Annotated in this window: 12 protein-coding genes and 1 riboswitch; of the genes, 7 read left to right on the top strand and 5 right to left on the bottom strand. The window is 68.9% G+C overall.

Features of this window, described 5'->3' with window-relative positions; all coding sequences use genetic code 11:
- Window positions 1-408 precede the first annotated feature (408 nt).
- From miaB to H610_RS0105180, 7 genes are all read left to right on the top strand, one after another.
- A complete protein-coding gene (gene miaB / locus H610_RS0105150; protein ID WP_028238688.1) occupies window positions 409-1752 on the top strand; it encodes a tRNA (N6-isopentenyl adenosine(37)-C2)-methylthiotransferase MiaB in 1344 nt (447 codons plus the stop codon).
- Window positions 1753-1879: 127 nt separating this feature from the next.
- Window positions 1880-2878: a PhoH family protein gene (locus H610_RS0105155; protein WP_028238689.1), complete on the top strand. Its 999-nt coding sequence runs from the start codon at window positions 1880-1882 to the stop codon at window positions 2876-2878.
- Complete coding sequence (ybeY, locus tag H610_RS0105160) at window positions 2871-3356, top strand: rRNA maturation RNase YbeY (protein ID WP_028238690.1); 486 nt, start codon at window positions 2871-2873, stop codon at window positions 3354-3356. Before H610_RS0105155 ends, ybeY begins: the two co-directional genes overlap by 8 nt.
- A gap of 10 nt (window positions 3357-3366) precedes the next feature.
- On the top strand, window positions 3367-4224 hold the full coding sequence (locus H610_RS0105165) for an HlyC/CorC family transporter (RefSeq protein ID WP_028238691.1): 858 nt from the start codon (window positions 3367-3369) through the stop codon (window positions 4222-4224).
- A gap of 203 nt (window positions 4225-4427) precedes the next feature.
- Complete coding sequence (lnt, locus tag H610_RS0105170; protein WP_028238692.1) at window positions 4428-5948, top strand: apolipoprotein N-acyltransferase; 1521 nt, start codon at window positions 4428-4430, stop codon at window positions 5946-5948.
- Between the two features lie 332 nt (window positions 5949-6280).
- A complete protein-coding gene (gene dxs, locus H610_RS0105175; protein WP_028238693.1) occupies window positions 6281-8170 on the top strand; it encodes a 1-deoxy-D-xylulose-5-phosphate synthase in 1890 nt (629 codons plus the stop codon).
- A 58-nt stretch (window positions 8171-8228) separates the two neighbouring features.
- Window positions 8229-8438: riboswitch (cobalamin riboswitch) on the top strand.
- A 99-nt stretch (window positions 8439-8537) separates the two neighbouring features.
- Window positions 8538-10397 carry a TonB-dependent receptor domain-containing protein gene (locus tag H610_RS0105180; RefSeq protein WP_028238694.1) on the top strand — a complete coding sequence of 620 codons (1860 nt, stop codon included), beginning with the start codon at window positions 8538-8540 and terminating at the stop codon, window positions 10395-10397.
- Between the two features lie 140 nt (window positions 10398-10537).
- Here the strand turns inward: H610_RS0105180 and H610_RS0105185 are convergent, their stop codons facing one another.
- The 5 genes from H610_RS0105185 to H610_RS0105205 form a co-directional block, all read right to left on the bottom strand.
- On the bottom strand, window positions 10538-11350 hold the full coding sequence (locus tag H610_RS0105185) for a cobalamin-binding protein (RefSeq protein WP_028238695.1): 813 nt from the start codon (window positions 11348-11350) through the stop codon (window positions 10538-10540).
- Complete coding sequence (locus H610_RS0105190; RefSeq protein WP_028238696.1) at window positions 11350-11766, bottom strand: hypothetical protein; 417 nt, start codon at window positions 11764-11766, stop codon at window positions 11350-11352. Before H610_RS0105190 ends, H610_RS0105185 begins: the two co-directional genes overlap by 1 nt.
- Window positions 11763-12380: a GTP cyclohydrolase II gene (gene ribA, locus H610_RS0105195; RefSeq protein WP_028238697.1), complete on the bottom strand. Its 618-nt coding sequence runs from the start codon at window positions 12378-12380 to the stop codon at window positions 11763-11765. Before ribA ends, H610_RS0105190 begins: the two co-directional genes overlap by 4 nt.
- A gap of 65 nt (window positions 12381-12445) precedes the next feature.
- Window positions 12446-14329 (bottom strand): DNA mismatch repair endonuclease MutL, encoded by a 1884-nt coding sequence (mutL, locus tag H610_RS0105200; RefSeq protein ID WP_028238698.1) that lies wholly within the window; start codon window positions 14327-14329, stop codon window positions 12446-12448.
- On the bottom strand, window positions 14326-15750 hold the full coding sequence (locus tag H610_RS0105205) for an N-acetylmuramoyl-L-alanine amidase (protein ID WP_201768347.1): 1425 nt from the start codon (window positions 15748-15750) through the stop codon (window positions 14326-14328). The genes mutL and H610_RS0105205 overlap by 4 nt, the downstream gene beginning before the upstream one ends.
- Between the last annotated feature and the right edge of the window lie 2 nt (window positions 15751-15752).

Below are 15752 nucleotides of genomic sequence, written 5' to 3' on the forward strand. Positions count from 1 at the left end.
ACTGCACTCGGCTCAACCTTGTGGATGCGAGCTCTCGCCAGCGGCGGGCTCTGGATACCGTTCGAGCTTCAAGAGTGAGTGTGGAAGGCCGGAGCAGTATCTACTTCACAGGCTCAGGGCCTCAGGGGGGGCACGGCTTCCTGACCTTCCCCCGATGATCAGTCGGGAACTATCACCCCGGATGGCGTGGTAGTCGAGATACAAGGGTGGGCTTCAGCCCACCAACCCACCACCACCACCACCACCACCACCTACCAACAAACCAACCAAACCAACGGAATGCCCGCGTGGGCTCGACGCGAAACGCCTCCCGCTCAACCCTCCGGCGCTTTTATCGGCCCCACGCTTTTATCGACCTATCCCTGGCCCTATAATCCGCGGTCATTTTTTGCACATCCGGTTCGCGCAATGTCCCGCAAGCTTTTCATCGAGACCCACGGCTGCCAGATGAACGAGTACGACAGCTCGCGCATGGTAGACCTGCTGGGCGAGCATCAGGCGCTGGAGCTCACCGAGAATCCGGCCGAAGCCGACGTCATCCTGCTCAACACCTGTTCGATCCGCGAAAAGGCCCAGGAGAAGGTGTTCTCCCAGCTCGGCCGCTGGCGCGAGCTGAAGCAGGACAACCCGGACCTGGTGATCGGCGTCGGCGGCTGCGTGGCCAGCCAGGAAGGCGAAGCCATCCGCGACCGCGCGCCCTACGTCGACGTGGTGTTCGGCCCGCAGACGCTGCACCGCCTGCCGGAAATGATCGATGCCGCGCGCACCACCCGCAAACCGCAGGTGGACATTTCCTTCCCCGAGATCGAGAAGTTCGACCGCCTGCCCGAGCCGCGCGTCGACGGCCCCAGCGCCTACGTCTCGGTGATGGAAGGCTGCAGCAAGTACTGCACCTTCTGCGTGGTGCCCTACACCCGCGGCGAGGAAGTCAGCCGGCCGTTCGACGACATCCTCGCCGAGGTGCTGCACCTGGCCGAGAATGGCGTGCGCGAAGTCACCCTGCTCGGGCAGAACGTCAATGGCTACCGCGGCGAGACCCACGACGGCAAGGTCGCCGACCTGGCCGACCTGATCCGCGTGGTCGCGGCCATCGACGGCATCGACCGCATCCGCTACACCACCAGTCACCCGCTGGAGTTCTCCGATTCGCTGATCCGCGCGCACGCCGAGGTGCCGGAGCTGGTGAAGTACCTGCACCTGCCCGTGCAGGCCGGCTCCGACCGGGTGCTGGCGGCGATGAAGCGCAACCACACGGCGCTGGAGTACAAGTCGCGCATCCGCAAGCTCAAGGCCGCGGTGCCGGACATCCTGATCAGCTCGGACTTCATCGTCGGCTTCCCCGGCGAGACCGAGAAGGACTTCGAGCAGACCATGAAGCTGATCGAGGACGTCGGCTTCGACTTCTCCTATTCCTTCGTCTACAGCGCACGCCCCGGCACGCCGGCCGCCGACCTGCCGGACGACACCCCGGAGGAGGTGAAGAAGCAGCGCCTGGCGATCCTCCAGCAGCGCATCAGCCAGCAGGGCTTCGAGAACAGCCGACGGATGGTCGGCAGTGTCCAGCGCATCCTCGTCAGCGATTACTCGAAGAAGGACCCCGGCATGCTCCAGGGCCGCACCGAGCACAACCGCATCGTCAATTTCCGCTGCGACAACCCGCGCCTGATCGGCCAGTTCGTCGACGTGCACATCGACGATGCCCTGCCACACTCGCTGCGTGGCTCGCTGTTGACCGAGGCCATCGCGGTGTGATCGCCGCCCGGCCGCTCCGCCGGCCGGGCGGGCCCACCCTCATGCGACGAGCGTCGCCTTTCGCCCCCGCGGAGGCGGCGCTATTCTCTAGTCATTCTCCTCAGCCTGAACGGGCCACATACCGACCTTGAACGCCGCCACAGAACCGCACCGTTTCACCCTCGAACCCTTCGAAGCACGTCGCTTCGCCAACCTCAGCGGCCAGTTCGACGAGCATCTGCGATTGATCGAACAGCGCCTGGCCATCGAAATCCGCAACCGCGGCAACCAGTTCGAACTGATCGGCCCGCCGGACGTCACCCAGTCCGCCGAGAACCTGCTGCGCCGCCTGTACCGGGAAACCAAGAGCACCGAGCTGTCGCCGGACATGGTGCATCTGTTCCTGCAGGAATCGGGCATGGAAGAACTGGCCAACCCTTCCGCGGAAAAGGGCGTCACCCTGCGTACCCGCAAGGGCAACATCCGCCCGCGCGGCGCCAACCAGCAGCGCTACGTCAAGTCGATCCTCGACAACGACATCAACTTCGGCATCGGCCCGGCCGGCACCGGCAAGACCTACCTGGCGGTCGCCTGCGCCGTCGATGCGCTGGAGCGCGAGCAGGTGCGTCGCATCCTGCTGGTGCGCCCGGCGGTGGAGGCCGGCGAGAAGCTCGGCTTCCTGCCCGGCGACCTGGCGCAGAAGATCGACCCCTACCTGCGCCCGCTGTACGACGCGCTCTACGAAATGCTCGGCTTCGAGCACGTGGCGCGGCTGATCGAGAAGCAGGTGATCGAAATCGCGCCGCTGGCCTACATGCGCGGCCGCACGCTGAACAACAGCTTCATCATCCTCGACGAGAGCCAGAACACCACGCTCGAACAGATGAAGATGTTCCTCACCCGGATCGGCTTCGGCTCCACCGCGGTGATCACCGGCGACATCACCCAGGTCGACCTGCCGCGCGGCACCCGCTCTGGCCTGGCCCATGTGATACAGGTGCTCAAGGACGTCAACGGCATCAGCTTCACCCACTTCCAGGCCAAGGACGTGGTCCGCCACCCGCTGGTGCAGCGCATCGTCGAGGCCTATGACGCCTACGAGAGCGGCCAGGCGGACGAGAGCAAGCGGGACGAACGCCGTGCTTGAACTCGACCTGCAGCGCGCCAGCCAGGCGCCTGCCCCCGACGACGACGCCTTCCGCCGCTGGTGCGAGCTGGCCCTGCGCCAGCGCCGCGGCGACTCCGAACTGACCATCCGCCTGGTGGACGAGGCCGAGGGCCGCGAATTGAATCGCACCTGGCGGCACAAGGATTACGCCACCAATGTGCTGTCCTTTCCGGCCGAAGTGCCGGAAGGCATCCTCGACATCCCGCTGCTCGGCGACCTGGTGATCTGCGTGCCGGTGGTCGAGCGCGAGGCGGCCGAACAGGGCAAGGCGCTCGAGGCCCACTGGGCGCACCTGGTCATCCACGGCTGCCTGCATCTGCTCGGCTACGATCACATCGACGACGACGAAGCCGAGGAAATGGAAGCGCTGGAACGGCAATTGCTGGCCGAACTGGGTCACCCCGACCCTTACACAGACGACGACACCGGCCCGATGGCCGAACGCAGGGAATCTTGAGTCGAACGACATGAGCGAAGACCGATCGAGCAACGGGCAGAGATCCTGGCTGGAACGCATCACCCAGGCCTTTGCCCACGAGCCGAAGAACCGCAAGGAACTGCTGGAACTTCTCCACGAGGCCCACGAGAACAAGCTGCTGGACAACGAGGCGCTGGCAATCATCGAAGGCGCGATCCAGGTCGCCGACCTGCAGGTGCGCGACATCATGGTGCCGCGCTCGCAGGTGATCAGCATCCGCGCCAACCTCACCCCGAAGGAATTCCTGCCGGCCATCATCGACGCCGCCCATTCGCGCTACCCGGTGGTCGGCGAGAGCGTCGACGAAGTGATCGGCGTGCTGCTGGCCAAGGACCTGCTGCCGCTGATCCTCCGGGACAGCCACGACGACTTCAACATCAAGGAACTGCTGCGCCCGGCCACCTTCGTGCCCGAGTCCAAGCGCCTGAACGTGCTGCTGCGCGAATTCCGCGCCAACCACAACCACATGGCCATCGTCATCGACGAGTACGGCGGCGTGGCCGGCCTGGTGACCATCGAGGACGTGCTCGAGCAGATCGTCGGCGACATCGAGGACGAGCACGACGTCGAGGAGGACAGCTACATCCGTCCGCTGCCCAACGGCGACTTCGTGATCAAGGCGCTGACGCCGATCGAGCACTTCAACGAATACTTCGATACGGACTTCCCCGACGACGAGTACGACACCGTCGCCGGGCTGGTGATGAGCCAGTTCGGGCACCTGCCCAAGCGCAACGAGGTGACCGAGGTCGACGGCTACCACTTCCGCGTGCTCAACGCCGACAGCCGCCGCCTGCACCTGCTGCGCATGGCACGCCTCGATACCCCACGCCGCCGCGACGAGTGAAGGTCCGCCTGGTCGCCTCGGTCGGGCCAGGCCTGCATCGCCGCGAGGGCGCGCCTCCCACAGGGTCCGTGACAACGCCGCCTTTGTGGGAGGCCCGACCTCGGGGCGAGCCTGCTAAATGAATGACAGTGTGACGGCACCCGGGCTTGCCGCCACGAGCCACTGCCGTTAGCCTCCTGCCGCCTCCCTGCGAAGGATTTCCAATGCGCTGGATCACCCGGGCCGGCTGGCCTGGCAACCTGCTGGCGATGGCCGCCGGCGCCCTCGCCACACTCTCGCTGTCGCCCTTCGACCTGTGGCCGCTGGCGCTGCTGTCGATCGCCCTGTTCTACCTCGGCCTGCGCGCCGTCGCCCCACGCCAGGCCACCGGCCGCGGCTGGTGCTACGGCTTCGGCCTGTTCGCCTCCGGCGCCAGCTGGGTCTACGTCAGCATCCATGACTTCGGCGCCGCAGTGCCGCCGCTGGCGGCCTTCCTCACCCTCGGCTTCGTCGCCGGGCTCGGGCTGTTCTTCGCCCTGGCCGCCTGGGCCTGGGTACGCCTGCTGCGCAATACCGAGCGACCGCTGAACGACGCGCTGGCCTTCGCCGCCCTGTGGGTCGCGCAGGAAGCCTTCCGCGGCTGGTTCCTCACCGGTTTCCCCTGGCTCTATGCCGGCTACAGCCAGCTCGACGCGCCGCTGGCACCGCTGGCGCCGCTCGGCGGCGTATGGCTGCTGTCCTTCGTCCTGGCCCTCGCCGCGGCGCTGCTGGTCAACGGGCCGCGGCTGTACCGGCACCGGCCGTCCCTGGCCGTGGCGATCGCCCTGCTGCTGGCGCCCTGGCTGTTCGCCCTGGCGCTCGCCGGCAAACCGTGGACGCAGCCGTCCGGCGCGCGGCTGAGCGTCGCCCTGGTGCAGGGCAACGTCGCCCAGAGCCTGAAGTGGGACCCGCAGCAGCTCGAGGCCCAGCTGGCTCTGTACCGCGACCTGACCCTGGCCAGCCCGCGCACCGACCTGGTGGTCTGGCCGGAAACCGCGGTGCCGGTGCTCAAGGAGTATGCCGAGGGCTACCTCGGGGTGATGGGCCGCGTCGCCGGCGACCGCCAGGCGGCACTGATCACCGGCCTGCCGGTGCGCCAGCCGAACCCGCAGGGCGAACTGCGCTACTACAACGGCCTCACCGTGGTCGGCCAGGGCGAAGGCACCTACCTCAAGCAGAAGCTGGTGCCGTTCGGCGAATACGTGCCGCTGCAGGACCTGCTGCGGGGGCTGATCGCCTTCTTCGACCTGCCGATGTCGGACTTCGCCCGCGGCGAGGCCGACCAGCCGCTGCTCGAGGCCAAGGGCCTGCGCATCGCGCCCTACATCTGCTACGAGGTGGTCTATCCGGAATTCGCCGCGGCGCTGGCGGCACGCAGCGACCTGCTGCTGACGGTGAGCAACGACGCCTGGTTCGGCCGCTCGATCGGCCCGCTGCAGCACCTGCAGATGGCCCGGATGCGCGCGCTGGAAGCCGGCCGCTGGATGATCCGCGCGACCAACAACGGCGTCACCGTGCTGATCGACCCGCAGGGGCGCGTCAGCGAGCGGGTGCCGGCCTTCGAGCAGACCGTACTGTACGGCGAGGTGACGCCCATGACGGGGCTCACGCCCTACCTGCGCTGGCGCTCCTGGCCGTTGATCGTGCTCGGCGCATTGCTGCTGGGCATGGCGATTTGGCACAGACACGCCGGCAGGGCCCGCTGAGGAAAAGCCTCCCTCATCCGGCCCTGCGGGCCACCTTCTCCCGGTGGGAGAAGGAAAAGGCACGGCGTAACCTGAAAGTCGCGCACGGGCCTGTAGGAGCGAGCTCGCTCGCGAATCGCGCCCGCACGGCGCCGCGGCCACCAACCCGCCAGTGCCCGCTGGGGTGGGGGCAATCTGCACGGTCCCTGCCCTCATCCGGCCCTATGGGCCACCTTCTCCCGCGGGGAGAAGGGAAGGGCACCGGCGCCTGTCGAAGACCCCGGCGCGCATATCTCATCCCGAAGCCATCGGTTACACTGCCGCACTTTTACCGACAGACTACACTTCGCCCGATGCCCAAGACGTTCCATGAGATTCCTCGGGTGCGCCCCACCACGCCCCTCCTCGATCGTGCGGCGACGCCCCAGCAGCTGCGCCGCCTGGGCGAGGCGGAACTCGAGACCCTGGCCGACGAACTGCGCCAGGAGCTGCTCTACGCGGTCGGCCTGACCGGCGGTCACTTCGGCGCAGGGCTCGGCGTGATCGAGCTGACCATCGCGCTGCACTACGTGTTCGACACGCCGGACGACCGCCTGGTGTGGGACGTCGGCCACCAGGCCTACCCGCACAAGATCCTCACCGGCCGCCGCGAGCAGATGGCGACCCTGCGCCAGAAGGGCGGCCTGGCTGCCTTCCCCCGGCGCTCGGAAAGCGAGTACGACACCTTTGGCGTCGGCCACTCCAGCACCAGCATCGGCGCGGCCCTGGGCATGGCCATCGCCGCGCGCATGCAGGGGGTCGACCGCAAGACGGTGGCGGTGATCGGCGACGGCGCGCTCACTGCCGGCATGGCCTTCGAGGCGCTGAACCACGCCTCCGACGTCGGCGCCAACATGCTGGTGGTGCTCAACGACAACGATATGTCAATCTCGCACAACGTCGGCGGGCTGTCCAACTACCTGGCCAAGCTGCTCTCCAGCCGCACCTACACCACCGTGCGCGAAGGCAGCAAGAAGGTGCTGTCGCGCCTGCCCGGCGCCTGGGAAATCGCCCGCCGCACCGAGGAATACGCCAAGGGCATGCTGGTGCCCGGGACCCTGTTCGAGGAGCTGGGCTGGAACTACATCGGCCCGATCGACGGCCACGACCTGCCGACCCTGGTGCACACCCTGCGCAACATGCGCGATCTGGAAGGCCCGCAGTTCCTGCACGTGGTGACCAAGAAGGGCAAGGGCTTCGCCCCGGCGGAACTCGATCCCATCACCTGGCACGCGATCAGCAAGCTGGAGCCGCAGGGCGCCCCGCCGAAGAAGCCCAGCGGGCCGAAATACTCCAACGTCTTCGGCCAGTGGCTGTGCGACATGGCCGAGGCCGACGCGCGGCTGATGGGCATCACCCCGGCGATGAAGGAAGGCTCGGACCTGGTGGCCTTCAGCGAGCGCTTCCCGGAGCGCTACTTCGACGTCGCCATCGCCGAGCAGCATGCCGTCACGCTTGCCGCCGGCATGGCCTGCGAAGGCGCCAAGCCGGTGGTGGCGATCTACTCGACCTTCCTGCAGCGCGCCTACGACCAGCTGATCCATGACGTCGCGGTGCAGAACCTCGACGTGCTGTTCGCCATCGACCGCGCCGGCCTGGTCGGCGAGGACGGCCCGACCCACGCCGGCAGCTTCGACCTCTCCTACCTGCGCTGCATCCCCGGCATGCTGGTGATGACGCCGAGCGACGAGAACGAGATGCGCCGCATGCTCACCACCGGCTACCAGCATCCGGGCCCGGCCGCGGTGCGCTACCCGCGCGGCAACGGCCCGAACGCACCGCTCGAACCGGGGCTCGAGCCGCTGGAGATCGGCAAGGGCGTGATTCGGCGGCAGGGCGCGAAGGTGGCCTTACTGGTATTCGGCGTGCAGCTGCCCCAAGCCCTGCAGGTCGCCGGCAGCCTCGGCGCGAGCGTGGCCGACATGCGCTTCGTCAAACCGCTGGACGAGACGCTGGTGCGCCAGCTGGCCGACAGCCACGAGCTGCTGGTGACCATCGAGGAAAACAGCGTGATGGGCGGCGCCGGCAGCGCCGTCGGCGAGTTCCTCGCCCGCGAGGGTATCCAGCGCCCGCTGCTCCAGCTGGGCCTGCCGGACCAGTACGTCGAGCACGCCAAGCCGGCCGAGATGCTCGCCGAGTGCGGCCTCGACGCCGCCGGCATCGAGGCCGCGGTGCACGCCCGCCTGGCCCTGCTCGGTCTGTAGACCGCCCGCCCCGGCTCGACAGCGGCTTGACCGGGGCCGCCCTTGCGCTTAGGGTGCCTGCGCTTCATCGCGCCACAGGTTCCAGGCCCCGCCTGGATTAAACGGGAAGTCAGGAACGAGCCCCGCTCGAAGGCCTGCGCTGCCCCCGCAACGGTAAACCGACCGCGATCGCCATGATCGCACGCCTCTCGACGACCACTGTGCCCCGGCATGGGAAGGTGAGACGGCTGTCGGCAGCCCGGAGACCGGCCTCGGCGCTATTGCGACTGGTGTTGCGGAGGGCATCACCGTCAAGCGCGCTCGCCTTCCGGTCGTCCGCCCTTGCCCTGCCCTCCTCGAAAGTCTGCCGACCACTTTTGAGGATTCCATGAAACTGTCCCGTCTCGCCCTGGCCGTGATGCTGCTGCCCTGCAGCGCGTTCGCCGAGGATTCCGCAGTGCAGCTCGACCCGCTGATCGTCACCTCGGGCCGCAACGCCGAACCACGCCAGCAGGCCACCGCCGCCAACACCCTGTTCACTCTCGCCGACATCGAGCGGCTGCAGGCACGCAGCGTGCCTGAACTGCTCGCCCGCGTGCCCGGGGTGGCCCTGGGCAACAGCGGCGGGGTGCCGCAACTGTTCGTACGAGGCGCCGGCACGGCGCAGGCCCTGGTGCTGGTCGACGGCCAGCGCATCGCCTCGTCCACCAGCGGCTTCGCCCGGCTGGACTACCTGGCCATCGACAACATCGAGCGCATCGAGGTGATTCGCGGGCCGCGCTCGGCGCTCTACGGCGCCGACGCCATTGGCGGGGTGATCCAGATCTTCACCCGCCGCGGCGAGCCCGGCCTGCACCCGCAGTTGCGCCTGGCCGCCGGCAGCCACCGGACCTTCCAGCGCAGCCTGAACCTGTCCGGCGGGGACCAGGCCACCCGCTTCAACCTCGGCGCCAGCCTCGACGAGAGCGCCGGCTTCGACCGCACCCACGATCGCCATGGCGCCGATCGCGACCACGACGGCCTGCGCAACCAGGCGCTGCACCTGAAGCTCGACCACCGCTTCGACGAACGCTGGCAGGTGGGCCTGAGCCTCAACGACCAGCGCGGCGAGAACGGATACGACGACGCCTACGACTTCGTCCCGGGCCACCCGCAGGACGAATTCCGCGTCAGCAGCTACAGCGGTTACCTCGAAGGGCAGGTCGGCGAACGCTGGAGCAGCCGCCTGGAACTGGGCCGCACCTACGACCGCAACAAGGTCACCGGCTCGGCCTTCAACGACAGCCGCCTGGAAACCACCCGGCATGCCGCCAGCTGGATCAACCGCCTGCAGCTTTCGAGCGCCCAGCAGCTCGCCCTCGGCCTCGACTGGTACGAGGATCGCCTGGAGGCCGACACCGCCTACCAGGAAGACAGCCGCCTGAACCGTGCCGTCTTCGCCCAGCACAGCTACGACAACGGCCGCTTCGGCACCGAACTCGGCGTGCGCCACGACGACAACCAGCAGTTCGGCTCGCAGGACAGCTGGAACGCCGCCTTCAGCCTGCCGGTCGGCGACGACCAGCGCTGGATATTGAGCTACGGCGAGGGCTTCCGCGCGCCGACCTTCACCGACCTCCACGCTCCGCCCGGCTGGGGCGCCAACCCCGACCTGGATCCAGAGCGCTCGAAGACCTATGAGCTGCAATGGCGCGGCGATTTCACCGCGGCCCGGCTGGAAGCCTCGGTGTACCGCACCGAGATCGAGGACCTGATCGCCTGGGACTCGATCGGCAACCGCATGGAAAACGTCGCCCGGGCGCGCATCAACGGTTTCGAGGCCGCGCTCGCCCACGAACTCGTCGGCTGGCAGGCGCGCTGGGCCCTGAGCCTGGTCGATCCGCGCGACCGCGACACGGGCCGTACCCTCACATTGCGCCCCCGCCGCACGCTCAGCCTGGACCTCGACCGGCGCTTCGGCGCCTTCAGCGCCGGCGCCAGCTGGCGCGCGGTCAGCCGTCGCTATGCCGACGCCGCCAACACCCGCGAACTCGCTGGCTACGGCGAGTTCGACCTGCGCGGCGCCTGGCAGAGCAGCAGCGACCTGCGCTGGGAGCTGAGCGTGCGCAACCTGCTGGACCGCGACTACGCGGTGGCCAGCTACGACCGTCCCACGGGCCCGAACTGGACCGACCCGAGCATGGCCCACCCCTACCGGGAAAGCGGCCGCACCCTGCTCGCCGCCGTGGTCTGGACGCCGTCGCTTTAGGCAGTCAGGGGCGCCCCCGCGACAACCGGCAAGGCTCACCCGGGGCAGGCCGGCACCCAGAAGAGCGATGCCCGGCGGAGCCCTCCGCCTCCCACAGCAATTCGCCAATAAGTGCAAATGCCGAAGATGAGCCTGCTCGCTCAGCGAACGCCAGCGTCCCGCCGGGCCTGGCTCAGCCGCTCGCACAGCGCTTCGGTGGCGTCGAGCATCTGCAGGCTGGGCCGTTCGAGGCCGCGGTCGGGCACCGCCCAGACCTGCCCGTTGCGCACCGCCTGCAACTGCGGCCAGGCCTTCCAACTGTCCGCCAGCGGCGGCTGGCTGGTGACGATCACCTGGGGATCGCGCGCCAGCACCGCTTCCAGGCTTACCTGCGCGGCCGGCTGGGACAGGTCGGCGAAGACATTGCGCGCGCCGCACAGGCGCAGGGCGTCGCTGATGATCTGCCGGCCGCCGACGGTGTACAGCGGCTGGTCCCAGACCTGGTAGAACACCCGCAGCGGCGCATCCGCGGCATGGCGCTCGGCCAGGGCACGCAGACGCCGGCGCAGCTGCTCGGCGCGCTCGCGTGCCAGCCGTTCCCGGCCGATGTGCCGGCCAAGCTGTTCGAGCTGCTCGGCCAGGTCTTCGAGACGCTGCGGGCGGACCTCCAGCAGCGGCAGGCCGAGCTGGCGCAGCTGCTGGCGCTGGGCAGCGCCGACGCTGTCCGGCCAGAGCAGCACCAGGTCGGGCGCGAGCGACAGCAGGGTTTCGATTTCCACGTTGCCGTAGCGCCCGACCGACGGGATACCGGCGAGTTCGGCAGGCCGCTCGCCGCCGTCGAGCACACCCACCAGGAGGTCGACGGCATCCAGTTCGAGCATCATCTCGCTCAGCGAGGGCGCCAGGCTCACCACCCGCTCGGCCGCGCCGGCAGTCCCGCCGAGCAGACACAGGCAGAACAGCAGCAGGCGCATCAGCGAAGCTGCCGGGGGACCCGGTACAGCCACCAGAGCACGAGACTGCCGGACAGCAGCAGCAGGCGGGCGACCGGCTCGAGGCCGAAGGGCGTGCCGAACGCACCGATCCAGGCCGGCAATGCGGCCACCACCAGCGCCTGCGTGCGGGTACGACGCAGACGCGCCCAGGCGGCCGGCTCTTCGGCGCCATCGAAGGCGCGCTCGGTGGCGATCAGGGCATGCTTGTAGCGGGTGAAGCAGGGCAGGCTGGCGAACAGCGAGAGCAGTCCGAGCATGAACAGCGGCATGGCCGGTAGATCGATTTGCCAGGCAGCGGGCCAGAAGGCGGGAATCAGCAGCGGCGGCAGGACCATCGCCAGCAGCGTCAGCGCGCCGTCGCGGCCGAGCCGGCGGCGCGCCGCCGTGCGCTTCACGACTGCTCGGCTTCGCCCTGGTGGATTTCGCCGAGCAGGTGCCCGAGCTTGCCCGCCTTGGTCGCCAGGTACTTGCGGTTGTGCGGGTTGTGCGCGATCTGCAGCGGCATGCGCTCGGCCACGCGGATGCCGAACCCCTGCAGGGCCTTGACCTTGCGCGGGTTGTTGGTCATCAGCTTGATGTCGCCGATGCCCAGGTGCTCGAGCATTGGCCGGCAGATGGCGTAGTCACGCTGGTCGGGCGCGAAGCCCAGGCGTTCGTTGGCCTCGACGGTGTCGGCGCCGGCGTCCTGCAGTTCGTAGGCGCGGATCTTGTTCAGCAGGCCGATGCCGCGGCCTTCCTGGCGCAGGTACAGCAGCACGCCGCGGCCTTCCTCGGCGATCGCCTTGAGCGCCGCCTCGAGCTGGAAGCCGCAGTCGCAGCGCAGGCTGAATAGCGCATCGCCGGTCAGGCATTCGGAATGCAGGCGGCCCAGCACCGGCTGCCCGTCGGCGACGTCTCCCATGGTCAGCGCCACATGCTCCTTGCCGGTGTCCTGGTCGAGAAAACCATGCATGGTGAACACGCCGAAGGGTGTCGGCAGTTTGGAAGCGGCGACGAACACGACAGACACCGGAGGAACTCCAGAAGGCAGAAAAGCGGATAGTGTAACAGCAGCCGGCCCGGGCGGCTGCACGCTCAGCGGCCGCGCAGGAACAGCTTGTCCAGCTCGTCCATGCCCAGCTGCGTCCAGGTCGGACGGCCGTGGTTGCATTGCCCGCTGCGCTCGGTGTGCTCCATGTCGCGCAGCAGCGCGTTCATCTCCGGAAGCGTCAGGCGCCGGTTGGCGCGTACCGCGCCATGGCAGGCCATGGTCGCCAGCAGTTCGTTGAGGTGCGCCTGGATGCGGTCGCTGGTGCCGTATTCGAGCAGGTCCGAGAGCACGTCGCGCACCAGCTGCGCGGCCTCGGCCTGCTTCAGCAGCGAAGGAATCTGGCGGATCGCCAGGGTTTCCGGGCCCAGGCGCTGTAGCTCGAAGCCCAGGCGAGAGAACCAGGCCTGGTGCTCCTCGGCGCAGTCGGCCTCGCGCTGGCTCACCGCGATCGATTCCGGTACCAGCAGCGGCTGGCTGCGCAGCCCTTCGCTGGCCATGGCGCTCTTCAGCCGCTCGTAGGTGATGCGCTCGTGCGCCGCGTGCATGTCCACCAGCACCAGCCCCTGGGCGTTCTCGGCGAGGATGTAGACGCCCTTGAGCTGCGCCAGCGCATAGCCGAGCGGCGGCACGTCGCCCTGCGCCTCGGGCAACGCCACGGCGGCAGCCGGCTCGCCGAGCGGTTCGAAATAGGCGCGGTAGCCCCCCTGCACTTCGGCGGCCGGCACCGCCGGCTGTGCGCGCGGCGCCTGGTAGCCGGCGCCGGCTCCGTGCCAGGCGGCGACCGGCTCGGCCTGCGGTCGCTCGAGCACGCTGGCCGCCAGGCTCATCTCGTTCTGCCCGCCGAACTCGCCGACCGCGAGGCCACTGGCCGTCGGCGAGCTCGGCAGGCCGGTGGGCGCCGCCAGCTGGTCTTCCGGACGCACGTCGGCGAGCGCCCGGTGCAGGGTGCCGTAGAGAAAGTCGTGCACCATGCGGCTGTCGCGGAAGCGCACCTCGTGCTTGGTCGGGTGGACGTTGACGTCCACCACGCCCGGGTCGATCTCGAGGAACAGCACGAAGGTCGGGTGCCGGCCGTTGAACAGCACGTCGCGGTACGCCTGGCGCACCGCATGGGCGACCAGCTTGTCGCGCACCATGCGGCCATTGACGTAGAAGTACTGCAGGTCCGCCTGGCTGCGGGAGAAGGTCGGCAGCCCGACCCAGCCCCACAGGCGCAGGCCATTGCGCTCGATCTCGATCGGCAGCGCCTGCTCGAGGAAGGCCGGCCCGCACACCGCGCCCACGCGCCGGGCGCGGCTGGCGTCGTCGGCCGCCTCGTGCAGGGCGAGGATGCCCTTGCCGTTGTGGCGCAGATGGAAGCCGACCTCGAAGTGCGCCAGCGCCAGACGCCGGATCACCTCCTGCAGGTGATCGAACTCGGTCTTCTCGGTGCGCAGGAACTTGCGCCGCGCCGGCGTGTTGAAGAACAGGTCGCGCACCTCCACGGTGGTGCCGACCGGATGCGCCGCCGGCTGCACCCGCGCTTCCATCTCGCGGCCCTCGGTCTCTACCTGCCAGGCCTCGGCGGCCTCGGCGGTGCGCGAGGTGAGGGTCAGGCGCGAGACGGAGCTGATCGAGGCCAGCGCCTCGCCGCGAAAGCCGAGGCTGATCACCCGCTCGAGGTCGTCGAGGTCGCGAATCTTGCTGGTCGCGTGCCGGGCCAGCGCCAGCGGCAGGTCGTCGGAAGGGATGCCACAGCCGTCGTCGCGGACCCGCAGCAACTTGATCCCGCCCTGCTCCACCTCGACGTCGATGCGCCGCGCGCCGGAGTCGATGCTGTTTTCCAGCAGTTCCTTGATCACCGAGGCCGGTCGCTCGACCACCTCGCCGGCGGCGATCTGGTTGGCCAGGCGGGGGCTCAGCAGGTGGATGCGCGGTGCACTGCTCATGGCTGGGCGGCCAGCTGGGTCGCCGGAATCTGCAGGGTCTGCCCGACCTTGATGACGTCGCTCTTCAGGCTGTTGGCGCTGCGCAGCGCGGCCAGGCTGACCTGGTAGCGCTGCGCCAGCAGGGCCAGGCTCTCGCCGGAGCGCACCACGTGCTCGCGCGGGCCGGCGGCGATCTTGCCCTGGTCGCGCAGCCAGGCGACGTAGGTGCCCGGCGGCGGGTTTTCCTGGAAGAACTGGCGCACGCCCGAATGCACCGAGCGGGCGATGGCCTTCTGGTGGCTGGCGGTCTGCAGCTTGGCGGCTTCCGAGGGGTTGGAGATGAACCCGGTCTCCACCAGGATCGAGGGGATGTCCGGCGACTTCAGTACCATGAAACCGGCCTGCTCGACCCGCTGCTTGTGCAGCGGCGTGATCCGTCCCATGTTCGTCAGCACCTTCTGCCCGACGTTCAGGCTCGACGACAGCGAAGCGGTCATCGACAGGTCGAGCAGCACCCCGGCTAGCATCTGGTCCTTGTCGCCGAGGCTGACGTTGCCGGCGCCGCCGATCAGGTCCGAACGGTTCTCGCTGTCGGCCAGCCAGCGGGCGGTCTCCGAGGTCGCCCCGCGGTCGGACAGGGCGAACACCGAGGCGCCGAAGGCCGACGAGCGCGGCGCGGCATCGGCATGAATGGAAACGAACAGGTCGGCGCCCTTCTGCCGGGCGATCTCGGTGCGCTTGCGCAGCGGAATGAAGTAGTCGCCGGTGCGCACCAGCTCGGCGCGGAAGCCCTTGTCGGCGTTGATCTGACGTTGCAGCTCCTTGGCGATCTGCAGCACCACGTCCTTCTCGCGCGCACCCTTGGGCCCCAGCGCGCCCGGGTCCTCGCCACCGTGGCCGGCGTCGATGGCGATGACGATGTCGCGCTTGCTGCTGGTGATCGGCGGCAGGGTGATCGCCGGCAGGGTCGGCGTCACCGGGGCCGCCGGCGTGCTGGCGGTGGTGGTGGCGGGCAGCCCGGCCGGGGACTTGTCGGGGTCGTGGTCGTAGAGGTCGACCACCAGGCGGTGGCCGTACTGCTGGTTCGGCTCGAGGGTGAAGCTCTTGGGGGTGACCGCGGAGGTCAGGTCGATCACCACGCGCAGTTCGTCGGCACTGCGCTGCGCCGAGCGCAACCCGCTGATAGGCGTGTTCTGCAGCGGCAGCTGGTCCAGCGCCGTCTGCAGGGTGGCGCCGTTAACATCGATGACGATGCGGTCCGGCGCAGAAAGGGTGAACAGATTGTGCTGCACCGGTCCGGACAGGTCGAACACCAGCCGCGTGTTGTCCGGCGCGCGCCACAGGCGGACGCTGCGAACGTCGGAGGCGGCCACGGCCTGGATCGCCACCATCAGGAGCGCAATCGCGCTCATCAATACGCGCAGGCGCATACCCAACCTCATGT

The organism is Stutzerimonas azotifigens DSM 17556 (assembly GCF_000425625.1).
GTDB classification, from domain to species: Bacteria; Pseudomonadota; Gammaproteobacteria; order Pseudomonadales; family Pseudomonadaceae; genus Stutzerimonas; species Stutzerimonas azotifigens.